The 26298-nt window shown below is 71.5% G+C and carries 25 protein-coding genes; 10 read left to right on the forward strand and 15 right to left on the reverse strand.

What is annotated here, in order from left to right; genetic code table 11:
* The first annotated feature begins 223 nt into the window (after positions 1–223).
* Positions 224–1111, forward strand: coding sequence for a DUF3313 domain-containing protein (locus tag MPPM_RS18360; protein WP_096486296.1), 888 nt, complete (start codon positions 224–226; stop codon positions 1109–1111).
* Positions 1112–1189: 78 nt separating this feature from the next.
* Here MPPM_RS18360 and MPPM_RS18365 read toward each other — a convergent pair whose 3' ends face one another.
* From MPPM_RS18365 to croR, 14 genes are all read right to left on the reverse strand, one after another.
* A complete protein-coding gene (locus MPPM_RS18365; RefSeq protein WP_096486297.1) occupies positions 1190–2995 on the reverse strand; it encodes an adenine deaminase C-terminal domain-containing protein in 1806 nt (601 codons plus the stop codon).
* Positions 2996–3190: 195 nt separating this feature from the next.
* Positions 3191–3907 (reverse strand): RlmE family RNA methyltransferase, encoded by a 717-nt coding sequence (locus tag MPPM_RS18370; protein WP_096486298.1) that lies wholly within the window; start codon positions 3905–3907, stop codon positions 3191–3193.
* Positions 3908–4028: 121 nt separating this feature from the next.
* Positions 4029–5156 (reverse strand): Ppx/GppA phosphatase family protein, encoded by a 1128-nt coding sequence (locus MPPM_RS18375; RefSeq protein WP_096486299.1) that lies wholly within the window; start codon positions 5154–5156, stop codon positions 4029–4031.
* 147 nt (positions 5157–5303) lie between these two features.
* Positions 5304–6500 carry a glycosyltransferase family 2 protein gene (locus MPPM_RS18380; protein WP_096486300.1) on the reverse strand — a complete coding sequence of 399 codons (1197 nt, stop codon included), beginning with the start codon at positions 6498–6500 and terminating at the stop codon, positions 5304–5306.
* The gene (locus tag MPPM_RS18385; protein WP_096486301.1) at positions 6497–7309 is read right to left on the reverse strand and encodes a lysophospholipid acyltransferase family protein; all 813 of its coding nucleotides are present in this window, start codon (positions 7307–7309) and stop codon (positions 6497–6499) included. Before MPPM_RS18385 ends, MPPM_RS18380 begins: the two co-directional genes overlap by 4 nt.
* Positions 7310–7321: 12 nt before the next feature.
* Positions 7322–8860 carry a phytoene desaturase family protein gene (locus MPPM_RS18390; protein ID WP_096486302.1) on the reverse strand — a complete coding sequence of 513 codons (1539 nt, stop codon included), beginning with the start codon at positions 8858–8860 and terminating at the stop codon, positions 7322–7324.
* Positions 8861–9004: 144 nt separating this feature from the next.
* Complete coding sequence (locus MPPM_RS18395; RefSeq protein WP_096486303.1) at positions 9005–9847, reverse strand: type 1 glutamine amidotransferase; 843 nt, start codon at positions 9845–9847, stop codon at positions 9005–9007.
* Positions 9848–9944: 97 nt separating this feature from the next.
* Positions 9945–11156, reverse strand: coding sequence for an ABC transporter permease (locus MPPM_RS18400; RefSeq protein ID WP_096486304.1), 1212 nt, complete (start codon positions 11154–11156; stop codon positions 9945–9947).
* On the reverse strand, positions 11153–12121 hold the full coding sequence (locus MPPM_RS18405) for an ABC transporter ATP-binding protein (protein ID WP_096487913.1): 969 nt from the start codon (positions 12119–12121) through the stop codon (positions 11153–11155). Before MPPM_RS18405 ends, MPPM_RS18400 begins: the two co-directional genes overlap by 4 nt.
* A 7-nt stretch (positions 12122–12128) precedes the next feature.
* The gene (locus MPPM_RS18410) at positions 12129–12557 is read right to left on the reverse strand and encodes a DUF2141 domain-containing protein (protein WP_096486305.1); all 429 of its coding nucleotides are present in this window, start codon (positions 12555–12557) and stop codon (positions 12129–12131) included.
* A complete protein-coding gene (gene crtI, locus MPPM_RS18415; protein ID WP_096486306.1) occupies positions 12557–14149 on the reverse strand; it encodes a phytoene desaturase family protein in 1593 nt (530 codons plus the stop codon). The genes MPPM_RS18410 and crtI overlap by 1 nt, the downstream gene beginning before the upstream one ends.
* Positions 14150–14321: 172 nt before the next feature.
* Entirely contained in the window at positions 14322–15824 is a 1503-nt protein-coding gene (locus MPPM_RS18420; protein WP_096486307.1) for a helicase HerA domain-containing protein, read from the reverse strand.
* A gap of 112 nt (positions 15825–15936) precedes the next feature.
* Positions 15937–16746 carry a TrmH family RNA methyltransferase gene (locus MPPM_RS18425; protein WP_096486308.1) on the reverse strand — a complete coding sequence of 270 codons (810 nt, stop codon included), beginning with the start codon at positions 16744–16746 and terminating at the stop codon, positions 15937–15939.
* 8 nt (positions 16747–16754) lie between these two features.
* A complete protein-coding gene (gene croR / locus MPPM_RS18430) occupies positions 16755–17228 on the reverse strand; it encodes a 3-hydroxybutyryl-CoA dehydratase (RefSeq protein ID WP_017486645.1) in 474 nt (157 codons plus the stop codon).
* Between the two features lie 200 nt (positions 17229–17428).
* Here croR and MPPM_RS18435 point away from each other — a divergent pair, with 200 nt between their 5' ends.
* The 6 genes from MPPM_RS18435 (at position 17429) to MPPM_RS18460 (ending at position 21562) form a co-directional block, all read left to right on the forward strand.
* Positions 17429–18049, forward strand: a complete 621-nt coding sequence (locus MPPM_RS18435) for a cation efflux transmembrane domain-containing protein (RefSeq protein ID WP_096486309.1) — start codon at positions 17429–17431, stop codon at positions 18047–18049.
* Between the two features lie 32 nt (positions 18050–18081).
* On the forward strand, positions 18082–18930 hold the full coding sequence (locus MPPM_RS18440) for a metallophosphoesterase (RefSeq protein WP_096487914.1): 849 nt from the start codon (positions 18082–18084) through the stop codon (positions 18928–18930).
* Positions 18931–19023: 93 nt separating this feature from the next.
* Entirely contained in the window at positions 19024–19245 is a 222-nt protein-coding gene (locus MPPM_RS18445; RefSeq protein ID WP_096486310.1) for a hypothetical protein, read from the forward strand.
* A gap of 136 nt (positions 19246–19381) precedes the next feature.
* Positions 19382–20524: a dienelactone hydrolase family protein gene (locus MPPM_RS18450; protein WP_096486311.1), complete on the forward strand. Its 1143-nt coding sequence runs from the start codon at positions 19382–19384 to the stop codon at positions 20522–20524.
* A 43-nt stretch (positions 20525–20567) separates the two neighbouring features.
* Positions 20568–21179 carry a glutathione S-transferase gene (locus MPPM_RS18455; protein ID WP_096486312.1) on the forward strand — a complete coding sequence of 204 codons (612 nt, stop codon included), beginning with the start codon at positions 20568–20570 and terminating at the stop codon, positions 21177–21179.
* A 170-nt stretch (positions 21180–21349) separates the two neighbouring features.
* A complete protein-coding gene (locus MPPM_RS18460; RefSeq protein WP_096486313.1) occupies positions 21350–21562 on the forward strand; it encodes a hypothetical protein in 213 nt (70 codons plus the stop codon).
* Between the two features lie 189 nt (positions 21563–21751).
* Here the strand turns inward: MPPM_RS18460 and MPPM_RS18465 are convergent, their stop codons facing one another.
* Positions 21752–22945 carry an amidinotransferase gene (locus tag MPPM_RS18465; protein ID WP_096486314.1) on the reverse strand — a complete coding sequence of 398 codons (1194 nt, stop codon included), beginning with the start codon at positions 22943–22945 and terminating at the stop codon, positions 21752–21754.
* A 211-nt stretch (positions 22946–23156) separates the two neighbouring features.
* Here MPPM_RS18465 and MPPM_RS18470 point away from each other — a divergent pair, with 211 nt between their 5' ends.
* From MPPM_RS18470 to hpnI, 3 genes are all read left to right on the forward strand, one after another.
* Positions 23157–24290, forward strand: coding sequence for an HpnL family protein (locus tag MPPM_RS18470; protein WP_096486315.1), 1134 nt, complete (start codon positions 23157–23159; stop codon positions 24288–24290).
* A complete protein-coding gene (locus MPPM_RS18475; RefSeq protein WP_096486316.1) occupies positions 24281–24904 on the forward strand; it encodes an MlaC/ttg2D family ABC transporter substrate-binding protein in 624 nt (207 codons plus the stop codon). The genes MPPM_RS18470 and MPPM_RS18475 overlap by 10 nt, the downstream gene beginning before the upstream one ends.
* A 175-nt stretch (positions 24905–25079) precedes the next feature.
* A complete protein-coding gene (gene hpnI / locus MPPM_RS18480; RefSeq protein ID WP_096486317.1) occupies positions 25080–26276 on the forward strand; it encodes a bacteriohopanetetrol glucosamine biosynthesis glycosyltransferase HpnI in 1197 nt (398 codons plus the stop codon).
* The last annotated feature ends 22 nt before the right edge of the window (positions 26277–26298 follow it).

Below are 26298 nucleotides of genomic sequence, written 5' to 3' on the forward strand. Positions count from 1 at the left end.
TTCGGTGGGGCGGCGGGATCGACTACCGGAGTGTTGCGGGATGAAACAACGTGGCTGAACGGTCACAGACCCGCGAGATCCGTGCGCAGGGGCCTGCGGAATCCTTCCGGGACCGCCACCTTACCGCTAGGCTTCCGCCCGAAAAGCGGTGCTGTCCGGCCTCGGTCGGATGCGTACCCCGCGCGCCCGACGGCGCCGGCCTCCCATCCCGCGAAAGAGCCTGATGCCCCTGCGGTCGTATCCTCGTTCCGGCTTGTCCCGCCTCGCGCTCGCCGCGGCCCTGCTCGCCGGCCTCGCCGGCTGCGGCGACGTGGTTCTCACCGACGGCGGCGCCCTCTCGCGCCGCGACCAGTTCGTGACCAGCGACGCGGTCGCCTCCGAGTCGAAGCTGTTCATCGACCCGACCTTGCCGCAGACCGTGCGCACCGTGCGGATCGTGCCGACCGTGTTCACCGAAGCCGTCTCCGGCCCCGGCCTGACGCCGGCCGAGCGGCGCGTGATCGCCAACGCCGCCGACCGGGCGCTCTGCTACGACCTGTCGCTGCGCTACGACATCGTGTCCTCGGGACGCGCCGACCTCACGGTGCGCTCGGCAATCACGCGGGTCGATGTCACCAACGTTCCGGGGGCGAGCGCGACCATCGGCGCCTCGGCGGCGATTTCCGTCGCCGCGCAGGTCGGCGTCGGATTCGCCAACACGATCGGCAAGGTGCCGGTGCCGCGGGTGCCGATCGGGCTGGGCAGCCTGACCATCGAGGCCGAGGCGCTCGACGCCCGCAACCGCCAGCGCGCGGCGATGATCTGGGCCGGCGCGGCCAATTCCTTCACCAACCAGGCCCGCTTCTCCGCGGCCGGCGACGCCTACGACCTCGCGGGCGAGTTCGGCCAGGATTTCGGCTCCTACCTCGCCACCGGCAAGGACCCGTTCAAGGGCGAGCTGCAGCTCCCGACCTACGACCGCATCCGCATCACCACGCTGGGCGAGGCCCCGCTCGATCCCGACTGCGAGGCCTTCGGCCGCGCTCCGGGCGTGGACGGCATCATCGGCGACATGTTCGGTCTGCCGCCGGAATGGACCGATAAGGGACCTGGCATTTCCACGGCGCGCTGAGCCGCGGCCGCGTCCCCTCAAACCGGCCGGACATCCCCTCTCCGCGCCTGCGGGGAGAGGGAAAGCCGGTCGCCGCGCTCAAGCGGCCTCGAACAGCGGCACCTGTCGCATCTCCGGCACCAGCACCAGGCCCTTGTCGGTGATGCGGATCTGCGGGATCACCGAGAGCGGGATCAGGTTGAAGCCCATATAGGGGATGCTGCAGCCGGCCCGGTCCCAGGCCCGTTTCAGGGCCTTCACCTCCTCCGCGACCGCGCCGACGCGCTTGTCGGAGAGGAGCCCCGCCACCGGCAGCGGCACCATCGCGACGACCTGCCCCTCCTCGACGACGCAGACCCCGCCCTGACCGGCGGCGATGGCGTCGAGCGCCACCCGCATATCAGCCTCGTTCCGTCCGGCGACGATGAGGTTGTGCGAGTCGTGACCGACGCTGCTCGCCACCGCGCCGCGCTTCAGGCCGAAGGCGGAGAGCAGCCCGTGGGCGATCCCGCCGGAGCGGTTGTGCCGCTCGATCACCGCGACGTGGCAGAGATCGTGCGCGGCGAGCGTCGCCGGCCAATCGGCGCCGGGTGTCAGCGCGACACGCTCATGACTCAGTTCGATCCCCGGCAGCGTCGTGCGGATCGCGTTGACCGTGCAGGGCCCGGCGGGCAGCGGCGGGATCAGGGCGGGGAGGGGATCGGTCAGGCGCACCGTGGCGTAGGCCGGCGCCGGGTAGCGGTAGGGACGGGCGAGGGCTTCCTCCAGCCGCGGCGTCGGCTTGCGGTCCGCCACCACCCGTTCGCCGCCGTACCACGTCGCCTGCGGCACGAGATCGTCGTTCAAGAGCACGAGGTCGGCCCGGCGCCCGCCGCCGAGGCCGCCGATCTCCCCATCGAGGCCGTAGCGGGTGGCCCCGTGCAGCGAGCCCATGGCCCAGGCCGCGGGCTTCGGGATGCCGCGCGCCACCGCCTCGCGCACCACCCAGTCGAGGCCGAAGGCGAGCAGGTCGTCGGCGTCGCGGTCGTCGGTGCAGGCGCAGACGCGTTTCCAGGCGGCGCCGTACTCGGTCACCGTGCCGATCGCCTTGGGCAGCGAGTGCCAGGGAGTGGTCGGCGGGCCGCCGCGCAGGAAAATCCAGAGGCCGGCCTCCAGAAGGTCGTCGGCGATGTCGGCATCCACCGCCTCATGGGTGTCGGTGACGCCGCTCGCGGCATAGGCCGCCACGAAATCGCGGCCGTAGACGTGGCCCGAGACCGGGCGACCCCGCTCCAGGGCGGCGCGGAGGATGGCGTGCGCCCGTTCGTCCCCGGCAGCCACCGCGACGAAATCCATCTTCTCGCCGAGCCCGATCGCCTCGGGCCAGGCATCGAACAGCCGGGCGATCTTCTCCGCCGTCAGGTCGCCGCCCGCGGTCTCGAGCTCCGGCGTCGTGGCGGGCACCGTGCTCGGCACGGTGAGGAACATGTTGAGCGGCGCGGCGCGGGCATCCTCCAGCATCCACTCGACGCCGTTCACGTCGAGCACGTTGCCGATCTCGTGGCTGTCGCAGACGATCGTGGTGGTGCCGTTGATCAGCGCCGCCTCCGCATAGGCGCAGGCCGTGATCATGCTGCTCTCGATATGCAGGTGCGGGTCGACCAGACCCGGCGCAATCAGGCCGCCGGCCGCGTCGTGGCGCGGGGCATGACCGCGATGCTGGCCCGCCGGCTTCACCGCGGCGATGCGCCCACCCGCGATCCAGATCTCGCGGTCGGGCAGGATGCGCTCGGAATAGGTGGAGAGCACCCGTGCGCCGGTGATGACGAGATCGGGCTCGGCCCGCCCGGCGGCGACCTCGGCGAGGCGACGCGTCATCTGGGCCAGGGGTGCGACGGCGAAACGGTTGAGGGGCTTGACGGTCATCGGGGCCTTCAGGCTTGCGCGGGCTCTCGAATGGAACGCGCAGCTATCGTGCCACGACCGGGCGGCGGCGGGCAGCCGCCCCGACCGATTTCGTCACGGCGAGCGGAGCGAGGCCGTCGGAGGGCGCCGCCCAACCCTGGAAGGGCCGCGTCGCCGGATGGCTTCGCCTCACCCCGACGGAACGCGTCTTGAGGCTCAGCCCTCGTCGTCCGCCACGGGATCGGCCGACGGCCCGCGGAATCCGGTGGCCAGCACGTAGAGTTCGCTCGAATCCGCCCGGCTCGCCGCCGGCTTGACGTGGCGCACGACCGCGAAATCGCGCTTCAGGTCGGCCAGCAGGCTTCCCTCGGTGCCGCCCTGGAACACCTTGGCCAGGAAGGCGCCCCCCGGCGCCAGGATCTCCGCGGCGAAGGCGGCGGCGGATTCGGCCAAGCCGATGGTGCGCAGGTGGTCGGTCTTCTTGTGGCCCGTGGTGTTGGCGGCCATGTCGGACAGGACGAGGTCGGCCTTGCCGCCGAGAAGCTCGGTCAGGCGCTCGGGTGCGCTGTCGTCGAGAAAGTCGAGGGTGATGAAGGTGGCGCCCGCCATCGGCTCGACATCGAGCAGGTCGATGCCGACGATGCGCCCGCTCTCGCCGACGATCTTCGCCGCCACCTGCGACCAGCCGCCGGGCGCGGCGCCGAGATCGACGATGCGCTGTCCGGGCTTGAGTAGCTTGAAGCGCTCGTCGATCTCGATGAGCTTGAACGCCGCACGGGAGCGGTAGCCCTCGCGCTTGGCCCGGGCGACGTAGGGATCGTTGAGCTGGCGCTCCAGCCAGCGCTTCTGGGAAAGGGTGCGCCCGCGGCCGGTCTTCACCCGCTGCTTCAGGTCGCCGCGCAGGCCGCCCGTCCCGCCTCGCCGGTCGCTCATGATCTCGATTCCTTCACGGGTCCGTCCCTATCGCGGTCCGTCCGGCCCGTGAAGTGCGCGGGGCTTTTGTTCTCGCGTCGTCCTTTTCCGAAAGCCGGAGGCCAGCGTTCGGGATGATGCTCTAGCGGTAGCGCCCGCGGCGCCAGACGCCGTCCTCGCGCATCATGTTCATCAGGAGGCCCTCGCGCAGGCCGCGGTCGGCGATGCGCAGGCGGTCCGAGGGGAAGACCCGGCGGATCGCCTCCAGGATGGCGCAGCCGGCGAGTACGAGATCGGCCCGGTCGCGGCCGATGCAAGGATTGTCGGCGCGCTGTTCGAGGCGGGTGTCGAGCAGATCCTCGATGGCGTCGCCGACCTCGCCGTCGCTCATCCAGAGCCCGTCGACCCGGCGCCGCTCGTAACGGGCGAGCCGCAGATGCATGGCGGCGAGCGTGGTGACGGTGCCGGAGGTGCCGAGCAGGTGAAAGTAGGGCGCGGTGGCCGCCGCCGCCGCGCGGATCGCGAAGGGCGAGATCAGGTCGCCCACCTCCTCGACCATGCCCTCGAAGGTGCGCCGGGTGACCTCGGTGCCGCCGTGGCGCTCAGCCAGCGTCACCACGCCGACGGGCAGCGAATCCCAGGCGCGGATGCGCAGGGTGGGGTCGGTCGAGGGATTGGCCGCGGCGCCGTCGAGCCACGCGATCTCGGTGGAGCCGCCGCCGATGTCGAAGATCACGACCGATTCCGCCCGCGGGTCGGCGAGCGCGGCGCAGCCGGTGACGGCGAGATAGGCTTCCGTCTGCCGGTCGACGATCTCGAGATCGAGCCCGACCTCGGCGCGCACGCGGGCCACGAACTCGGCGCCGTTGACGGCGAGCCGGCAGGCCTCCGTGGCGATCACCTTGGAGCGGGCCACCGCGCGGGACTTCATCTTGCCGCGGCAGATCCGCAGGGCCTCCACCGTGCGCTCGATCGCCGCCTCCGTGAGGCGGTTCGAATTGCCCAGGCCCTCGCCGAGGCGGACGATGCGGGAGAAGGCGTCGATCACCCGGAACCCGTTGGGCGTCGGCTCGGCGATCAGCAGGCGGCAATTGTTGGTGCCGAGATCCAGCGCGGCGTAGGCGTCGCGGCGGCCGTGACGGCCGGTCTCGTAGCGCGGGGGGTAGCTCTCGATCGGACGTCCACCGGTGACCGTGCGGGATCCCTCCCGCGATGTGTGCGGGTCGGCGGTGGGGCGGGCCGACACGGCGGCGGCGCTCTCATCCCTCATCGACGCGACCGAACTTCCTGGCGATGCGGCCCGGCAAGGTGCCGGGCCGTCGTGTCACCAAGGCTACAGGCGTTGTTCAGGAACTGCAAAGGCTGGATGACGCGCCTAACACGATTTGCCGCACGGATTGTTTTGGGTTGAAAGGGTTCAGCCCGGCTTCCGCTGCGGCTTCGACGCTCCTTCCAAGGATCCACCCACGGGTCCGCCCATCGATCCGCCCACCGCGTAGCTGCGGCCCTTCCACACCGCCCGGCCGGCACGCGCCGGGCGCAGCAGCACGTTCCACTGGATCGCCAGGGCCGTGCAGACGGTCAGCGGGTGGAGGGGGATCGTCGCCGCCGGCTCGGCCACCCGAAAGGTGATCGCTGCGCGGGTGGCGAGCGAGACGAGAGCGGCCGCGCCCGCCATCGCGACGGCGGTGCCGGCGCCGAGCGCCAGCGCGGCGGCGAGTACGAGCCAGGGCAGGACATGGCCGCCGAACAGCAGAACCGTCCAAACGGGGAGCGCTGCGGGCGTCGCCATGCCCTCGTGCGCGTTCTTCGAGAAGCCGGCCCAGGACTGCGCGAAGTCGCGATACATCCGGCAGGCGGCGAGCGCGTGGCCGGCGACGAGATCGGTGCGATAGCCGCGCTCGCGCAACAGTCGCGGCAGGCGCACGCCGTCGTGCAGCGAGGTGCGGATCGCGCCGTGACCGCCGGTGGCGGCGTAGGCCTCGCGGGCGATCAGGATCATCTGCCCGCAGGCGGCGCCGAGCGAGGTCCGGGGCGAGGCCCGCATCATAGCGATCGGCAGGTAGCCGAGCATCAGGAAATTGATCATCGGCACGGTCAGGCGCTCGCCCAGCGTCCCCATCACCTGGCGCGGCACGCCGCTGACGAGATCGGCCCCGCTCTTGCCGGCGTGCGCGGCGAGCGCCGCCGCGCCGTCCGGCGCCAGGGTCACGTCGGCATCGAGGAACAGCAGGCGCTCGCCCCGCGCCGCGCCGGCGAGCGCGGCGCAGGCGTGGTTCTTGCCGGTCCATCCCTCGGGCAGGGCGGGCACGGCGACGAGCAGCAGCCGCGGATCGGTCGCCGCGATGCGCGCGACGATCGCGGCGGTGTCGTCGGTGGAGTGATCGTCGCCGACCAGGACCTCGACCGGAACGAAGCGGCTCGCCAGCGCCGCCCGCACGGTGCCCTCGATCACCGCCGCCTCGTTGCGGGCGGGGATCAGGATCGAGACGAGGCCGTCGGTCGGCGTGGGCGCAGGGGTTCGCAGGATCGCGAGGTTGACCGCCGCCAGCCCCGCCGGGAGCAGGGCCAGCGCCAGGGCGACAAGGGCGAGAACGAGGAGCGCCAGCATCATCGCGATCGCATCTCCTCGGCATCGCCGCTTCGGTGTCCGGGCTCGAAACGGCGGCCGGTCAGCGCCGCCGCGAGCCGGCGCCAGCCGTCATAGACGCCGCCGACCCCGCGCCGGCCCGCCAGCAGCGTCTCGAACCGTTCGGGCTCGCGGGCGATCACGTCGGCGGAGAGCCGGTCGAGGGTGGCGGTCAGCGCCGTCTCCAGCCGGGCGAGCCGCTCCGGGCGGGGCAGGGCCCGCAGCTCGGCGGCGGCGAGCGGGGCGCCGAAGGCGAGGAAGGCCTCCGCGCCGCGCTCGTCCCAGAAGGCGTATTCCACGGCGAGCGGCAGGAAGGTCGCCTCGGGCGCGATCTCGGCGAGCCGGGCGACGCCGGCCTTCAGGCCGAGGGGGCGGGTCCGCACATCGGCGAAGCGCCCCTGCGCGGTGATCCAGACCGCGCGGTTCGGTGCCCCCAGGATCGCGCGGGAGGCCGCGAGGAACTGCGCGGCGCCCCGCGCGCTGTCGAGATCGACCGGGAAGGCGCCCATCTTCCGGAAGATGCCGTACTTCTCCAGCATCGCGGCATCGAACGGCGCGAAGCTCTCGCGCCCGGGAAACAGGCGGTCGGCGGCGACGATCAGGATCGCCGCATCCCACCATGCCGGATGGTTGGAATAGATCACCAGCGGGCCGAAGCCGCTCCCGCCGGCCGGAACGCCCCAGCGGGCGAGCCGCAGGGCGTTCATATGGCGCCGCACGAAGCGGTCGAAATAGGCAGCCATGAACCGCCAGAGCCGCGGTGAGCGCTCGGGCGGCTTTGTCGACCGCATCATGACGGGGGAAGCTCAGGCGCTCTTGCGCAGTTCCGGCTCCCGGCTCCCGCGCAGGTCCTGATCGAGGGCATCGGCGGCGATCCAGCCCGACATCATCACCATCGGCATGCCCGGCCCCGGATGGGCGGCGCCGCCCGCGAGGTAGAGGCCGCGCACCTCCCGCGAGCGGTTGCCGGGCTTGAACGCGCCCATCATCCGCCCGTGCGAGGCCAGCCCGTAGATCGCGCCGTTCAGGACCTTGTAGCGGTCGTGGATGTCCTGCGGGGTGAGGTGGCGCTCGACGACGATGCGCTCCTCGATGTCCGGCATCCCGCCGGTGCGCTTGAGCTTCTCCAGGATCGTCCGGCGATAGGCCGGGAACATCTTCGACCAATCGTGGTGCGGCCGCAGATAGGGCGTGTGGACGAGGACGTAGAGCGCCTCGCCCCCCTCCGGCGCCACGCTCGGATCGGTGGAGGAGGGGGCGGCGAGATAGGCGGTCGGGTCGGGGGCCGGCTCGCCCTTGCGGTAGATGAAGTCGAACTCCTCCTCGGGATCGCGGGAGAAGACGAAGTCGTGGTGGGCGAGGTGGTCGTAGCGCTTGTTCAGGCCGAGATAGAGCACCACGCCGGAGCAGGCCGGCTCGAAGTTCTTCTTCTCGTAGGCCTTGCCGACTTCGCCGCCGACGAGTTCGCGGTAGGTGCGCACCGAATCCATGTTGGAGATCACCGCGTCGTAGGCGCTGATCCCGTCGCGGGTGCGCAGGCCGCGAAGCTGGCCGTCGGCGATGTCGAGGCCGAGCACCTCGTCGGCCGGCTTCAACGTGGCGCCGAGTTCGGTGGCGAGCCGCATCAGCCCCTCGGCCACCGCGCGGGTGCCGCCCATCGGATACCACACGCCCTCGGCCGTCTGCATGTGGGCGATGGCGCAGAGCACGGCGGGTGCGCCGTAGGGCGAGGAGCCGACATACTGCACGAAGTGGTCGAGCATCTGCGCGAGGCGGGCATCCTTGACCTTGCCGCGGATCGTGCTCGCGACGGTGGCGTGCATGCGCAGGGACAGGACGTCGCGCAGGGTGCCGGGATTCATGTTGGCGCGGAGGTCGATCGTGTCGAACAGGTCCTGCACCGCCTTCCAGAAGAAGAACCGCTCGGAGACGCCGTGCAGGTGCTCCGAGATGGCGATGAAGCGCTTGTAGCCGTCGCCGATGCCCTGGCCCGGCGCGAACCGGTCCATGGTGGCGGCCATGGCGTCGACATCCTCGATCAGGTCGATGCGGGAGCCGTCATCGAAGAAGCAGCGCCATTGCGGGTCGAGGCGGCGCAGATCCATGTAGTCGTGCACCGAGCGCCCGGCCTCGGCGAAGATGCGCTCCAGCACGCGGGGCACGGTGAGGATGGTCGGGCCCATATCGAAGCGGAAGCCGCCCTCGTGCAGCACCGCGGCCTTGCCGCCCATCCAATCGTTCTTGTCGTAGACCGTGACGCGATGCCCGCGGGCCGCCGCCACGCAGGCGGAGGCAAGACCACCGAGCCCGCTGCCGACGACGGCGACCGAAGAACCCTGGCTCATTGAAAACGCGTCTCCCGCGGAACCTAAGGAAGAAGTCCGTCAAAGCGAAGCTAGACCCAGATGGGGACGGGTCAACGTGCCACCCGGTCGCGCACCGGCCATTCCGCGCCGCGGGCTGTGGACAGAGACCCCGGGCAGGGAACTTCAGGAGAGAGACGTCAGGAAGTTGCCGATCTCCCGGCGGCGCTGCACGGCGTCGATCACGTCGTCCCCGATTCCGAGACGCCAGGCGCGCCGGCGGCGGGCGGAACCGTCGTCCTCGGCAAGGGCCCCGACCTCGCCCGCATAGGCGTCGACCGCGGCGTGGTCGGCGGCAAGACCGGCGCCGACGACGTCGTCGGCGCTCAGCCGCAGCATCGCCGCGAGTTCGTCGAGATCGGTTTCCGGGTGGTACTGCGTGCCCCGGAACAGCCCTCGACCGTAACGGATCTCGATCGCCTGCACGTCGAGGACAGCGTTGGCGGCGAGCACCCGCGCGCCGGGCGGGGCGCCGAGGACGGCGTCGAGATGGATCGCGGGCGCGTCCCAGGCGAGGCCGCGGCCAGCGAGCAGCGGATGCGCGGCGCCGTCACCGGTCGGCGCGATACGCCGGGCGAAGCCGTATTCCGGACCGCGCGGATTCTCGCCGACGTCTCCGCCGGCGACCGCCGCGGCGACCTGCATGCCCCAGCACGAGCCGAACACCGGTAGGCCGGCCTCCAGCGCCGCGCGCATCAGGTCAAGCTGGCGCCGCACCGCCGGCCCGTCCTCGGCGAGCCGGAGGGTGGAACCGGTGAGCACCATGCCGTCGAATGCCTCGAAACCGAGTCCGGAAATCGCATCGGCGTCGGCGGGGTTGACCAGCGTGCAGACCGCCGCGGGCGCGAGGTCGGCCACCACGGCGGCGAAGGCCTGCGAGGTGGTCCGGCCGACGGCCCCCGCGCGCTTGGCGCGACCGTCGCGGTCGTTGCCGTCGGCGATCAGCAGGCGCAGCATCGCGTGGGTCATCGGAGTTTGCGCAGCTCGGGAAAGACAGGGCAGGCGCTGCCTCTGCCCGATCCGGGCCCCCGGGTCGCGAGTGCAGGTCGCCGCAGGGCGATCCGCCTCAGATCCGTCTGCGTCCCACCACGCCGACCGCCACCGCCAGCCCCGCGGCCGCGAGAGCCGCCAGGACGCCCCAGGCCGGCAAGGCGGCGGAGACGCCCTCGCCCAAAGCCGCCTGATAGGCCTCGATCGCCCAGGCGTTCGGGGTCAGCCAGCCGGCCTGCTGCAGCCAGGGGGGCATGAGGAAGCGGGGCACCATGCTGCCGCCCACCGCCGAGAGCAGCAGCACGCCGAAGGTCGCGGCGAGGTGCGCCTGCTGGCGCGTCGCCGAGAGGGAACAGGCGGCGAGCGCGAGGCCCGCCGCCATGGCGGAGACCAGAACCGAGGTCACGAGCCAGCCGAGCCAGTGGCCGGAGACATCGACCCCGTGCAGCAAGGCGGCGGCGGCGAAGATGAGCCCGGCCTGGACCACGCCCTGGCCGAGCAGGAACAGGAATTTCCCGAGGACGATCACCGGCAGGCCGCCGGGGCCGGCGGCGAGGCGGTCGGCCAGGCCGCCCTCGCGCTCGTCCACCAGGGAGAGCGCCCCCTGCATCGCGGCAAACAGCAGGAACACCGCGGCGATGGCGCCCGCGTAGTAGCTCACCCGCTCGTTGCCGCGTCCGCTCGCGGTTGTGCGGGTCTCGACGAGGCGGGTGAAGGAGAACGGCTCCTTCCTCGCGCGCTGCTCGGCGAAGGCCTCGTCGAGGAAGGCGCGCTCGTCCGGGCCGATCTTGCCGGAGCGCTCCACGTCCGCGACGATGCGCGAGAGCACCACGTCGGGCAGGGCGTCGTTGAGGGCGCGCTGGAGCTGGCCCAGCGCGATTGGCGTGGCGAGCGCGCGGGACGGGCTCTCGATCAGCAGCACCGGCTGGCTCGCCGCCGCTTTCGCCTGCTCCGCGCCGCCCGGCGCCGCGAGGTCGCCGCGCAGCACCAGGGCGACATCGACCTCGCCGCGGCGCACGGCGTGGAGGGCGGCCGCCTCATCCGCCACGCCGAGGCGCTCGACGCGCAGGGACGGCTCGGCCTCCAGGGCGGTCACGAGGCGCTGCGTGGTGGCGGTGCCCGCGAGATCGGCGAGCCCGAGATGGATGCGGATGCGGTCCCCGATCGCGCCGGAAAAGATCGCGGCGAAGATCGCGAAGATGACGGTGGGCAGCACGAAGGCCATGGTCAGCGCCGCGCGGTCGCGCAGGAGCGAGAGCCACATCACCCGGAACGCCGCCGCGATCACGCCGCGCTCTCCAGGTCCGGGCGGTCGGCGAGGCCGTCGCGGTAGAGCGTCTCCAGGCCGGGGCGGCGCACGCGGATCTCGGCCACCGGCACGCCGGAGGCGCGCAGGGCGGCGAGCAGGGCCGCGCCGTCGAGCCCGCCCGCCGCGCCGTGGTCGGCGCGCCAGAACCGCGCGTCGCCGTGGAGCGGCGAGAAGCCGGAGCGTCGCAGGGCTGCCTCGGCGGCGGCATCGGGAGCGCCTTCCAGAACCGCCTCGTGCTCCGGCGGGGCGGCGTCGAGGGGGCGCATGAGGGCGGCGAGCGAGCCCTCCCGCCGGATCCGCCCGTCGGCGAGGATGGCGACACGGTCGGCGAGCCGCTCGGCCTCGGAGAAGTCGTGGGTGCTGACGACGAGGCCGGCGCCGCCCGCGCGCAGGGCCGCCAGCACCGCGTGGATCGCCGCCCGGGCCTCGAGATCGACGCCTTGCGTCGGCTCGTCGAGCAGGATCAGGTCGGGCTCGCTGAGGAGGCTCGCGGCGATGTTGACCCGGCGCTGATAGCCGCCCGAGAGCGTGGCGACGACCCGCCCGGCGACCTCGGCGAGGGCGCAGCGCCCAATCGCCGCCGCGACCGCCCCGCGCCGCTCGCCCCGCTTGAGCCCGGCGAGCCGGGCGAACACGTCGAGGTTCTCCGCAACGGTGAGGCGGGGATAGAGCGCGATTTCCTGCGGCACGAAGCCGATCCGCTTCCGGGTCGCCCGGTCAGCGAAGGGGTCGCCGCCGAGGACGCGGACGCGGCCGGCATCGGGCGCGAGCCGCCCGGCGAGCAGGCGGATCAGGCTGGTCTTGCCGGCTCCGTTGGGCCCGAGCAGCGCCAGCGTCGTCCCGCGCACGAGGGTGAGGTCGAGCCCGCGCAGAGCCGGACGGCCGCGATAGGCGAAGGCGACCCCCTCGACGGAGGCGAGGGGCGGGGCCTCGATGTGCATCACCCGCCCGTCAGCGCCGCGGCAGGGGGCGGGCAAGGCGGACCCGCACGGTGGCGCCGGGCTCGCGCAGGTCGAAGCTCGCGCTCGAAAAATCCGGCCGCGCCCGGCGTCCGACCGCGCCGGAGAAGCCGTAGGGCTCCAGCGGCAGGCCGAGCCCCGTGCGGTCGAGCCGGCCGTTGCCGTTCTCGTCCTGGAAGGCGGCGACCGCCCAGATGCCGGAGGGCACATCGGTGAAGACGAAGCGCTCGGCGCCGCCGCGGGCCGGGACGCTGCGGCCGATCGGGCAGGCGGTCTCGCTCAGGCCGCCCTGGCACAGGGTGACGTAGACCTCGCCCGCGCCCGGATGGGTCCCTTCGACGATGACCTCCACGCCCGCGGCCCCCGCCGGGCCCGCAAGGGCGGCCAGCACGGCAAGACCCGGGAGAATGACCGCCCGCATCAGCTCGGATCGCCCTGCGTGGCGAGCGGCGAGGTCGTCGGCAGGTCCGCCAGGATCGCGGGCGCCTTCTCCCTTGCGAGATCCTCGATCAGGAGCCGGGCGGAGATGCGCGCGCCCTCGTAGATCACGGGCAGGCCGGAGCCCGGATGGGTGCCGCCGCCGACGAGGTAGAGCCCCGGCCCGAAGCGGTTGTGGGGGCGGAACCACAGCATCTGCATGAGATCGTGGGCGAGGTTGAAGGTCGCGCCCTCGTGCACGGCGAATTCGTCGCGCCAGTCACGGGGATCGATCACGCGCTCGTAGCGGATGCGGCTCTCGATGTCGGGAAGCCCGAGGAGCTTCAGACGCTCCAGCACCAGCTTGCGATAACTCGGGCCGACCGCCTCCCAATCGATGCCGGACTTCAGATTGGGCACCGGCACCAGCACGTAGAGGGCGGTATGGCCGGGCGGCGCCATGCCGCCATCGGTGAAGCCCGCGTGCTGCACGTAGATCGACGGCTGCATCGGCAGGGTGCCGCCGGTGATCTCGGTGATGTTGCGCTCGTACTCCTTGGACAACAGGATCGTGTGATGGCCGAGGCTCTCGGGCATTTTGCCCTCGATCCCGAGATAGAGCATGTAGGTCGAGCAGGAGAGCCGCGCCTTGGCGATCTTGGCGTCGCGCCAGCGCGGGCGCCGCTCCTCCGGCACGAGGTCGCGGATCACCTTGGCGAAGTCGCCGTTCACGACCACGGCGTCGGCCTTCAGGGTCTCGCCGCCGACGACCACGCCGCAGGCGCGCTTGCCCTCGAACAGCACCCGGTCGACCGATTGGCCGAGGCGGATATCGACGCCCATGCGGCGGGCGAGACCGGCCATCGCCTCCGAGACCGCGCCGCAGCCGCCGACCGGGTGATAGACCCCGTGCTCGTATTCGAGGAACGAGAGGATCGTGAACAGGCTCGGGCAGCGGAAGGGGCTCATCCCGAGATATTTGGTCTGGAACGAGAAGGCGAGGCGCACCCGCGGGTCGGCGAAGTAGCGCCTGAGATCCCGGTCCACGCTGCGGCCGGGATGGAGATGGGGGAGCGCCGCGAGCATCGCCGGGCTCGCCATCGACAGGATGTTGTCGAAGGGCTGCTCCAGGACCGGCTTGAAGTAGTTCAGCTTGGTCCGGTTCTCGGCAAAGAATGCTTCGACGTTCTCCGCATCGGCGGGGGCGAGGCGGGCGATCTCTTCCTTGAGCCGCGGCACGTCGCCGGTGGCGCGGATCTGCCCCGAGACGCCGCCTTCGCCCTCGAAGACGAGGTTGTATTGCGGGTCGAGCCGCTCCAGGCGGACATGGTCCTCCAGGCGCTCGCCGCAGGATTCGAAGATGTCGGCGAGGATCTGCGGGTAGAGGAAGAAGGTCGGGCCGATGTCGAAGCGGTAGCCGCCCGGCGCCTCGACGGTCTTGGTGCGCCCGCCGACGACCGCGTCACGCTCGATGACGGTGACGTGCAGGCCGGCCTTGGCCAGGAGCAGTGCAGTGGCGAGCCCACCGGGGCCGGCCCCGACGACGACGACGCGGCGGCCCGACAGGGTACGCAAACCTTCCCGCGACTGCAGCAACGCTCTGGGACTCCCGACCTGAAATTGTGCGGCCAATCTTGGCCGGACTCGCGCCAGGGGCAAGGGGCGCGGATTGTCGCGTGCGGCCGCCCTCAACAGGTTCCAGCCCTGTATCCCCGACACCGCCCGATCAACCTGAGGCAGCGTCGTGCGGGATCGCACCCCTTGTCCCTCAGGGGCGACCGCGCCGCCGCAGCGGAAGCACGGCGGCCGCGCCGATCTGCGGGCCGGTCTCGGCGTCGAGATCGGGCACGGCGATGATCGGCGCACCGCGCAGATCCCGGCGCATGACGATGGCGCCGCGCTCTTCGAGATAGCCGAGCATGCGCCGGGCACGGCCCGCCGAGGAGGTGCCGTAGGCCTCCGCCAGCGCCGCGTCGGAGGGGCAGGGCGATCCTTCGAGCGCCGTGCGGGCGATGAGCAGGAACAGCCCGGCGAGATCCTCGGGCAGACCGGCGGCGATCTCCTGCGCCCGCTCCCAGCCCGGCCCCTCGGCAGTGGCGCCCTGGACGCCGGCCCGCGCCACGGCGAGGCGGCGCTTGAACTCGGGCAGGCCCATCGCCTCGCCGCCGATCCGGCGGATGCGGCAGCGGACGGTGAAATCCTGATAGAGGGTGGCGGGCGTGCAGGCGGCGGCGTCCGAATCCGCCAGCACCGAGGCGAGGATCTCGGCCATGGCCGCCTCGCGCTCGGCCGGGTCCATCGGCTCCTCCTCCGGCAGGTCCTCGCGCACCGGCGGCCGGTAATTGGCGAGCTGGACCAGAACGTCCGGCCCCGGTGCCCGCACCGGCTTCGGCCGGGGGGTGGGGAGCGGCCGCGCCTCCTCCTCGGGAGAAGCGGTAAGGATGAGGGCGCGGGCCTCCTCGCCCATGGTCGGCAGGGGCAGCAGGGCCGGGGCGGCGTTGCGGCTCTCCGTCACCGTCGGGCCGATGGCGATCGGCAGCGGACGCTTCGAGATCGCGGGCCCGAGACCGACGAAATGGCCGCGGGCGAGATCGCGAAAGGTCTCGGCCTGGCGGCGGTCGAGGCCGAGCAGGTCGGCGGCGCGGGCCATGTCGATGTCGAGGAAGGTGCGGCCCATCAGGAAGTTCGAGGCTTCCGCCGCGACGTTCTTGGCGAGCTTGGCCAGGCGCTGCGTGGCGATGATGCCGGCGAGCCCGCGCTTGCGGCCGCGGCACATCAAGTTGGTCATGGCCCCGAGCGACAGGCGGCGGGCCTCGTCGGACACCTCGCCCGCGGCGGCGGGTGCGAAGAGCTGCGCCTCGTCCACCACCACCAGCATCGGGTACCAGAGGGAGCGATCGGCATCGAACAGCCCGCCGAGGAAGGCGGCGGCCGCGCGCATCTGATCCTCGGCGTCGAGCCCTTCGAGAGAGAGCACGACGGAAACGCGGTGCTCGCGCACGCGGGCGGCGATGCGCAGCAGCTCGGCCTCGTTGCCGTCCGCCTCGACCACGACGTGGCCGTAGCGCTCGGCGAGCGTGACGAAATCGCCCTCGGGATCGATGATCGCCTGCTGCACGAGGCCGGCGCTCTGCTCCAGCAGGCGGCGCAGCAGGTGCGACTTGCCCGAGCCGGAATTGCCCTGGACGAGCAGGCGTGTCGCCAGCAGCTCGGTGAGGTCCATCGTCCCGGGCCTGTCGCCGGCCCGCCCCAGATCGATCTCGTAGCCCATCCCGCTCCCCGCTGGCGCCCGAGCTTTCTAACATGCGCGGACCGGCCGGGGTCCGCGAGGGCGCAAGCCGTCCACAGGCGGGAGGCCGCAGCCGCTGCTTGAGGAAGCGGCTTCAGCCGGCGAGCCGCCGTCCGGCCAGATGATGCAGCGCGATCGCCCCGGCCGTCGCGACGTTGAGCGAGTCGAAGCCCGGCGCCATGGCGATCCGCAGGCGGCGGGCCCGTGCCATCAGGGCCACCGGCAGGCCGGGCCCCTCGGTGCCGAGCAGGAGCAGCGCGCGGGCCGGCGGCTCCAGCCGGTCGAGTGTCTCGCGACCGCCGGGGGTGAGCGCCAACGGCGTCAGGGCATGGCGTTCGGCAAGATCGAGCAGCGCCGCCCCGCTCGCCGCGCGGGCGAAGGGCACGGTCAGCGCCGCGCCGGCCGAGACGCGGATCGCCTTGCGGTAGAGCGGATCGCAGGTCTCGGCATCGAGCCAGACGGCGTCGGCACCGAAGGCGGCGGCGTTGCGAAACAGGCCGCCGACATTGTCGTGGTTGGTCAGCCCGACGAGCCCGACGACGAGCGCCGGGGCGGGCGCGGGCGGGATCAGCGCCTCCGGCGCGGGCTCGGCGCCGCGCAGGCCCACCGCCAGCACGCCGCGATGGATCGGGAAACCCGCCACCGCGCTCATCACGTCCTTGCCGGCGAGGTAGACCGGCGGCCCGTCCGCGCTCAGCAAATCCGAAAAGCCCGGCCAGCGCTCGGGCGCCAGCAGCACCGATTCCGCGGCGAAGCGGGCGCTGCCGGAGAACAGCAGCCGCAGGGTCACCTCGCCCTCGACGATGAAGCGGCCCTGCCGGCCCACGAGGTCGCGCTCGCGCACGAACCGGTAGGCGGCGAGCCGCGGATCGTCCGGATCGTCGATGGCGATCGGTTGGGACAAGCGCGGGATTAGGCGCGTCCGCCGCCCATGCGCATGGCGAGCGGGTCGGCCTCTTCCTTCTTCGGCACCTTCACCAGGGCCTCGCCGTCGAGCACCACCTCGTCGCCGACGGAGCAGGTGCAGGCCAGCCGGGCGCGGCGGCGCTCGGGAATCAGCTCGGCCACCTCGACCTTCACCTCGACGATATCGCCGATGCGCACGGGGGCGCGGAAGTTCAGGGTCTGCGAGATGTAGACCGCGCCCGGCCCCGGCAGGCGGGTGCCGAGCACCGCCGAGATCAGGCCGGCGGTGTAGAGGCCGTGGGCGATGCGGGTGCCGAAGGGCGTGCGCGCGGCGAAGTGCTCGGAGAGGTGGATCGGGTTGCGGTCGCCGGTGATCTCGGCAAAGCCGACCACGTCGGAGGACGAGATCTCCTTCCTTAGGATCTCGGTGAGCCCGACTTCGAGATCCTCGAAATAGAGCACGCGCAGTTCGGGCAACATTCTCAAGGCCTCCCCGGTCCGGACCGCCACTCGGTAGGCGGCTTGGCTATGCTTTGGCAGTCTCTTCGCCTTGCATAGCCGCGCGCGCAAATCCAGACGGAGAATAGGCCGAAAGCGGCTTCGAGCGGGAAGGCCCTCGACAGGGCCCGGCGCCTCGGGCAATCACCGGCCCGCTCCGCTCCACCCTCGGGAACCCACCGGTGCCTCGTCTGCCGCCCTCGCCGGGCCTGCGCCCGGTCGTCGCCCGCGTGGCGGCGCTGAACCTCGGCTATTTCGGCGTCGAGATCGCGGTGGCGCTCGCCATCGGCTCGGTGGCGCTCATCGCCGACAGCCTCGACTTCCTCGAGGACGCCGCGATCAACCTTCTGATCTTCGCAGGCCTCGGCTGGAGCGTGCGCAACCGGGCTCGGCTCGGCACGCTCCTCGCCGGCATCCTGCTGGTGCCGGGCCTCGCCACGGCTTACGCCGCCTACGAGAAGTTTTCGGACTTCACCGCGCCGGCCCCGGTCCCGCTGACGCTGACCGGCCTCGGCGCGCTCCTCGTCAACCTCGCCTGCGCCCTGATGCTCGCCCGCCACCGCGACGGCCACGGCAGCCTGACCCGGGCGGCCTATCTCTCCGCCCGCAACGACGTCGCCGCCAACCTCGCCATCATCGCCGCCGGCCTCGTCACCGCCCTGACGCTCTCACCCTGGCCGGACCTCGTGGCGGCGGCAGGCATCGCCGTCCTCAACGCCGATTCCGCCTTCGACGTGCTCAAGGCCGCCCGCCGCGAATGGCGCGCCGCGGCCGAGGACGCCGCATCGCAGGCTCGCGCCTGATCCTTCCCCTCGCCTTCGAACCCGCGGATTCCGTGCTGCGCCTCTTTCCCCTCTCCGATCTGCATCTCGAACGGCGCCGGCCCGAGATGATCCCGCCACTGGCCGCGCCCTTCGACGTGCTCGTCTGCGCCGGCGACCTGCACGAGGGTCATCCCGAGGCCGGGCTCGCCACGGTGCTCGCGTTGGCGGGCGGGCGGCCGGTGGTGCTGGTGCCGGGCAACCACGAGCATTACGCCCCGACCGGCGATCGGCGCACCGCGCCGGAACTCCTCGCCGCCCTTGAGCGCGAGGTCGCCCGGCTGAACGGGCAGGGGCGCCGCATCCACCTGCTCCAGGGCGGGCAGGCCGTGGTGATCGGCGGCGTGCGCTTCGTCGGCACGACGCTGTGGAGCGATTGGTCGCTCGCCGGGCGCTGGCTCACCGACGACACGCCCGACCGGCCCGACGACCCGGTCGCCTTCGCGGCCGCGCGGATGACCGACCCCATCACCGGCTCGCGGGAGTACCGCGGCTCGATCCGCCGCGCCGACCGCGAGCCCTGGTCACCGGCGGACGCGATGGAGGCGCATGGTCGCGAGAAGGCCGCCCTCCTCGAAGCCCTGGCCCGGCCGCATGACGGGCCGACGGTCGCCGTCACGCACCATCCGCCGAGCCCGCTCGCCGCCGACGCGTTCCGCGACGCTCCCGGCGTGCCGTGGTGGGTGCCGGCCTTCTACGCCACCACAATCCTCGACGATCTCCCCGACGCGGACCGCCCCGATCTCTGGATCTCCGGGCACTTCCATGCCGGGCACGACCTGCGGATCGGGCGCACCCGTTGGCTCGCCAACCCCGTGGAAGGAAAGACCTTTCGCAGCGATCTGATCGCGACGCTGGACTGACGGTCCCGCCGGTGCAACCCGATGACGACATCGTGCGTAGCCTCCCGGCCGCACCGTGCGGGTAGAATCGACAAAAATTCCGGGAGATTCGCCGTGAACGCCTTCATCGCCGTCGTGCTCGTCTGCGCCAATAGCATCCCGCAGCAGGACTGCACCGACGACCGGGCGAGCGAGGTGCGCAAGGTCCGCGTCGCGAATGAACTCGGCTGCACCAGCGGCTGGCAGGAGATCATCGCCCGCACCGACCTGCGCGACGAGGTCGGCAAGACGAGCTACCTCAAGACCGAGTGCCGCCGGGTGAAGGAGCGCGAATAGCACGCGAATAGAACCGGAGCGAAGCGTCTCCGGCGTCGCCTCCGCGCCGGAATCTGCTATTCAGGCGCGGCCGACCCCTGAAATTCGCTCGGGCGAACGGGGCCGGCGCAGATTTTCGCCGATCGTCGAGAGACTGATGCGCCTGAAGTCCGGACTTGCCGCCCTGCATTGGCCCACACTGGGCCTGCTGGCCGCCCTGTCCGTCGCCGGGCCGGCCCTTGCCGCCGCGCCGCCGGCCCAGCCGACGGAGGGACCGGGGGGCGTCGGCGACAAATCCGCCACCATCACCAAGCGCGCGGTCGGCAAGGCCAGCGCGGCGACCTACGCCTTCTACAAGGCGGGTCCGGCGCCCGACGGTGGACGTCCGGTCGCGGTGCTGCTGCACGCCTGGGGGGCGCCGAACCCGCAGGCCTACGGGGCCTGGATCGATCACCTTGCGCGCCACGGCTGGCTCGTGCTGTTCCCGCGCTTCCAGGAGGTGAACCGCACCCGGCCCGCCGACGCCCCGGCCATCGCCGCCCGCCTGCTGAAATCGGCGCTCGCCGAACTCGCGAACGACGCCGATGCGCGGCCGGATACCGGTCGCCTCGCCCTGATCGGGCATCTCGCCGGCGCGCCGCTCGCCGCCCATCTCGCGGCCGAGGCCGAGAAGGAGGGGCTGCCGGCGCCGAAACTCGTCTACGTCGTGATGCCCGGCGGCATCGCCCGGGATGCCAAGTCCCGCGGCATCCCGCTCGGCGACCTCGACGGCATGTCGCCCAAGACCCTGCTCGTGACGGTGATCGGCGACCGCGACGCGCGCGCCGCCGACGCCGCCGCTCGCCGCATCCTGCGCGACGCCCATTCCGTGCCGCCGGAGCGCAAACTGTTCGTGCGGGCACTCTCCGACGATCACGGCTTCCCGGCGCTCACCGCGACGCTCGCCTCGCCGGCCGGGCTCGACGCGGCCTATGACGGCGGCGCGATCAAGCTGCCGCCGGACCCGCCCGGCGAGAAGCCGCCGCCCTTCCGCTGGTCGGCGGACATGGCGCTCTCGGGCGAGCAGACCACGCTGGTCTCGCAGATCAACAACGCCCGCGCCGACAGCCTCGATTTTCTCGCCTACTGGCGCACCTTCGACATGGCGGCGGCCGCCGCCTTCGCCGGCAAGGACGCCCAGAGCCTGAAGAACGACCCCGCCTTCAGCGACATGCGCCGCTGGGGCGACGGCTGGCCGGTGAAGCGCCTCGGCGTCGAGACGCCGAAGGTGCCGGCGCCCCCCGCCGCCGTGCAGCGCTGAGCGCCCGCATCCCCCGCAAACCGAAGAGGATTTCTTGACGCCGATGAAGCTGTTCCACTCGCACAGCTCGCCCTTCGTGCGGAAGGTGATGGTGGTCGCCCACGAACTCGGCCTCGCCGGGAGGCTGGAGCTGCTGCCGAGCGCCGTCCACCCGGTCAAGCGCGACCGCTCGGTGCTGGCGCAGCACCCGCTCGCCCAGGTGCCGACCCTGATCCTCGACAGCGGCGAGAGCCTCGCCGACAGCCGGGTGATCTGCGAGTATCTCGATGCCGAGGCCGGCGGGCGCCTGTTCCCCGCCGAGGGTGCCGCGCGCTGGCGGGCGCTCAACGAGCAATCCACCGCCGACGGCGTGCTCGATGCCGCCCTGCTGATCCGCTACGAGTTGACGGCGCGACCCGAATCCGAGCGCTCGGCCGCCTGGATCGAGGGGCAGACCGCCAAGATCGAGAGCGCGCTGGCGTGGTTCGAGGAGCACGGGGACGCCCTGGGCGACCGGGTCGACATCGGCACCGTCGCGCTCGCCTGCGCGCTCGGCTATCTCGACCTGCGCTTCTCCGACATCGCGTGGCGCGACGACGCCCCCCGGCTCGCCGCGTGGTTCGCCCGCTTCGAGGAGCGGCCGTCCATGGTGGCGACGCGCCCGCCCGCAGCCTAGCGCATCGTGCTGGATATCGGATCCAGCACGATGCGCTAGGCTTTTGTTTTTGCATCATCTTTTTCCGAAAGCCGGAAACCACCTTTCGGGATGATGCTCTAGCCTTTCGGGGGTCTTCCGGCTGGCTCGGCCCTTGCTAAGCTTGGGCCGTCCCATCCGGGAGGCCCGCCATGCCCGATTTCGTTGCCGCCGCCCTCGCGTCCGCCGTCTTCTGCCTCGCCGTCATCGCGCTCAATGCGCTGACCCGCCTCGCGCTCCAGGCCCATCTCGCCCCTGACGGCTTCGCCGAGAATGGGTTCCTGCAGTACGGCGGTGCGCTGGTGCTCGCGGGGACGACCTACCGGCGGGGCGTGCGCCTGCCCGGACAATTCGTCGGCGATTGAGCTTTTCCTAGGCGCCGAAACGGTTTCCTGTTCAGCGCTCTATTCGGATTCTCTGCGCTCGCGGATCAGGAGCCGGGCGCACGATCCCCGGCACCGCATCAGCGGCCGGGAACGAAAAGAGCCTGCCGCGCGGCACACGCGGCAGGCTCCGGTTCGATGACAGGCCCCGCCCGCGGCGAGGCGCATCCCTTAGAAGTAGGACTTCAGCACGCCGCGGCGGCGCACGTCGAGCGTGGCGCAGTGGAACGAGCCGCCGAACGGGCCGTAGGACAGGAACGGCGCCGGGATCGGATCGAAGCCCCAATCCTTCAGGGCCTTGATCAGGGTCGGCTGGCTCTGGTCGACGACGATCTTCTTCTCGTCGATGGCGAGCACGTTGATCGAGGTCCAGGGCGAGCACATCGAGATCTTGCTCATGAAGCCCGAGACGGGGTCGGGGCGCGGGGCGATCAGCACGTCCCACTTCTTGAGCACCGCCGGGAGCTTCTCGACGTCGATGTAGTCGGGGTTGACCAGCACCTTGCCGGGCGCGAGCGGCATGAACGACGAATCGATGTGCATCGGCTGCGGGCAGCGGCTCTCGATCTCGTGGATGCGGAAGCCGGGACCGAGATGGCGGCGCAGCCACTCGATGCCCATCAGGTTGGTCACGTTCGAGCGGGTCACGAACAGGTCGCGGCCGCAGCGGACGAAGTCGGCGGCGTCGAACACCGGCTCGAACTCGTTGACCGTGAACTGCATCGGCTCGCCGGCCTTCAGGTTCGGCACCCGATAGTCGTAGTTGTAGAGGTCGTCGGTGAGCTGCGGACGCGGCGCGGACGTCCACCGCGCGCCGGCCCGGAAGTACTCCTTGAACAGCGAGCGGTAGGCGTCGCCCTCGAAGTAGCGCGAGCGCCAGCACATCGGGCTCTCGATGATCTCGTCGCCGATCACGAGGTACGGGTCGCGCGGACAGGCGACGCAGAAGCCGCGGGAAGTCCAGCGCGGTGCCTTGAACTTCTTCGAGAAGTCGACCGGATCGGGACGGCGCACCTTCACGCCCTCGCCGGCCAGGATCGAGATGAAGTTGTCCAGCTCCTGCTGAGCCAGCTTCTTCATGAACTTCGGGTACTTCCAGCCGGAGGCGAAGCGGTAGAACGGCTGGGCTGCCCGCGGCAGGTTGAAGATCACGGTGAGGTGATGGGTCGGGATCGTGGCCCCGTCGAGCGAGCCGACGATCACCTCTTCCAGCGGATCCCACTCGTTCCAGGCCATCACCGGGCTGCGGGTGGCGGGCGAACGGCCTTCCACGTCGTGGCGGCCCTCGTAGCCCTGCGAAAATCCGTTCGCCGAGGCGTCGTCGATCAGGGCGGAATCCGCCGTGATCTGCGGCTCGCGATCCATTTGAGGCTCCCTAGAAGCGGCGTCTCGCGACAATCGTCGCCAGCGTCCACCGCGGGCGCCGCTTTGCTCCCCGGTGTGTCAATCGGGTGATAGACACGGCTGGGCAAAGCTGCAACCTGCCGGAACGCTTCCCGCCACCGGCTAAGCTTCGATGGTCGCTTCGGGTGGGATTTCGACAACACAAGCCTTCGCGATCATTCGAAAGAGGCTGATGAAGCGTCTCACAACACTGGCATCGATCGTTGGATTGGGCACGGCGCTCGCGCTGTTCCTGTCTTCCGGCGTGTCCGATGTCACGGCCGCGGTCGTGAGCGTGGGTTGGGGTACGCTCGCCGTCGTGCTCGCCCGCTACGCGGCGGTCGCCTGGGCCGGTCTCGGCTGGCACGCGGTGTTCCCTCGCGGCGCCGGGCCGACCCTGCGCGACTGCATCTCGCTGCGCTTCGTGCGCGAGGGCATCAACACGCTGCTGCCGGTGGCGCAGGTCGGCGGCGACCTCATCGGCGCGCGCCTGCTCACCCGCCGCGGCACGCCGGGCGGCATGGCCGGCGCCAGCATGTTCGTCGATCTGATGACCCAGGCGGTGACGCAACTCGTCTTCACCGTCGCCGGTCTTCTCCTGCTGATCCAGATCACCGGCGACGGCCCCCTGGTCCGCACGGTCGGGGGCGGCGTGCTGGTCGCGATCCCGGCGCTCGCCGCCTTCTACGTCATCCAGCGCCGCAGCGGTCACCGCCTGATCGAGGCGGCGCTCAGCCGCTTCGCTGCCGGCCGCGAGTGGCGGGCGCTCGGCGCGATCGACGTGCTCTACGAGAACCTGCGCCGGCTGTACGGCAACCGTGCCCGCGTCGGCGCGGCGCTGCTGATCCATCTCGCCGGCTGGGTCGCCGGCACCGTCGAGGTGTGGATCGCCCTCAACGCCATGGGCTACTCGATCAGCTTCCTCGACGCCCTGGTGATCGAGAGCCTCGCCCAGGCCGTGCGCGGCGCCGCCTTCGTCGTACCCGGCGCCATCGGCGCGCAGGAGGGCGGCCTGATCGCGCTCGGCGCCCTGTTCGGCATCCCGGCGGAGGCCGCGCTCGCCCTGTCCCTGGTCAAGCGCGTCGCCGATCTCGCCGTCGGCCTGCCGAGCCTCGCCCTGTGGAGCCTGATGGAGCGGAAGGTCTCGAGCTCGGCCGAGCCCGACGGCGCCGACGCGGTGCGCGCGGGACTCGGCGCGATCCGGGATCGGCTCGGCCGCCGTGCCGGGCCCGCCCCGCTCGCTCCGGCCTACGGCTTTCCCGCCCCCCGGACCCCGGCCGCCCTCTCCTCCGACAACGAAGCTGGAGCGCTCCAGAAGTGCGCCTGAACCGCCGCACCCTCCTCGCCGCCGCGATCGCCGCGATCGCCGTCACGGGAACGCCGCAGATCGTCCGCGCCGCCGAGGATCCGGCGGTCGAGCCGATCCGGCGGCTCTACGCCAAGTTCGAGGAAGCGCTGAAGAACGGCGCGGGTGACCTCAAGAGCCGGCTGGCGATCGTCGGCGACACCCTCGCCGCGACCTTCGACACGGCGGCCATGGTGCGCACCGCCGTCGGTCCGAAGTGGAAGACCTTCAAGCCCGAGCAGCAGGAGGCGCTCACCGAGGCCTTCAGCAAGTACTTCGTCACGCTCTACGCCAACCGCCTCTCGCAGGCGGCGGGCGGCAAATTCGACATCAAGCCGCAGAGCGAGGAGCGCGGGCCCAACCGCGTCGTCGCCACGCGCGTCTCGAACAAGGACGGCGACGAGTCGGACGTTGATTACGTCGTGAACGCGGGCAACCGGGTGCAGGACGTGCTGCTCAACGGCAATGTCAGCGAGGTCGCCTCGATGCGGGCGAGCTTCGCCGATCCGCTCAAGGGTGGTGCCGACGGCCTGTTGAAATTCATGCGCGAACGCACCGACGGCATGCTCGCCGCCAAAGTCTCGCCCCGAGAATAGGGGCTTAGAAGCGATCCCTCCTGCCGAAGCGCCTCCCCGATTCGGCAGCAACGAGACCCTCAGGACAGAAGGCCCGGAGCCGACCGTGACCCGGTCGGGTCGGCATCCGGGCCTTGATCCATTCCGACCGCCGCCCGCGGCCCCGACCCAAGACAGCAGCGAGCAACGCCGCGCCATGGACCTGAACGAGCTGCCGGCCTGGATCGCACCCGTGCTTCTGCTGACGGCGCTCGCCGGTTGCGTCTATGCCCTGCTCGCCGCCTGCCTCGTCGGCCGCTTCGCCGCCCGGCCGACGCCTGCTCTCGCAAAAGATGCGCCGCGGCCAAGCGTGACGATCCTCAAGCCGCTCTGCGGCCTCGAGCCGGATCTGTTCGAGAACCTCGACAGCTTCTGCCGCCAGGATTATTCCGGCCCGATGCAGGTCGTGTTCGGCGTCCAGAACGCCGCCGACCCGGCGCTCAGTGTGGTGCAGCGCCTGCGCGAGGCCCATCCGCGCCTGCGGATCGACCTCGTGGTGGATGCGAGCCAGCACGGCTCGAACCGCAAGGTCTCCAACCTCATCAACATGTCGGAGAAGATCGCCCACGACGTCGTGGTGCTGGCCGACAGCGACATGTCGGTGAAGCCGGACTATCTGGAGCGCGTCGTCGCCGCCCTGTCGCAGCCGAATGTGGCCGGCGTGACCTGCCTCTATCACGGCGTGCCGGGCGAACGCGGCGTCTGCGCTCAGCTCGCCGCGCTCGCCATCGACGTCCAGTTCGTGCCCAACGTCATCCTCGGCACCACCTTCGATCTGGCCCGGCCCTGCTTCGGCTCGACCATCGCGATGACGGCCGAGTCGCTCGCCCGCATCGGCGGCTTCCGCGCCTTCAAGGACGATCTCGCCGACGACTACGCCATCGGCGAGGCCCTGCGCGCCGAGGGCGGCACGGTGGCGATCCCCGCGCTCACCATCGGGCATGCCTGCGTCGACACCGAGCTGTCCGGCCTGTGGCGGCACGAGCTGCGCTGGAACCGCACCATCCGCAACGTCGATCCCAAGGGCTATGCCGGCTCGGTCGTCACCCACGCCTTCCCGCTGGCGCTCATCGCCGCGCTGATGCCCGGCGCCGGCTCCGGCGCGCTGGCCGTCGCCGCCCTGGCGCTCGCCTGCCGCATCGTCCTGTGCCTGCGCATCGAGCGGGCCTTCGGGCTCGCGCCCCACGCCTACTGGCTGTTGCCGATTCGTGACATGCTCTCCTTCATCAACTTCACTTGGAGCTTCGTCTCGGGTGCGGTGACATGGAAAGGTCACGATTACCGTGTGGTTGCGGACGGTACGCTGATTCCGGAGCACGGCCTCGGTCGCGAGTCGCGCGCCACCTCGGTCTGAGCTTCCAAACACTTCACATCAA

It is taken from the genome of Methylorubrum populi (assembly GCF_002355515.1).
GTDB classification, from domain to species: Bacteria; Pseudomonadota; Alphaproteobacteria; order Rhizobiales; family Beijerinckiaceae; genus Methylobacterium; species Methylobacterium populi_A.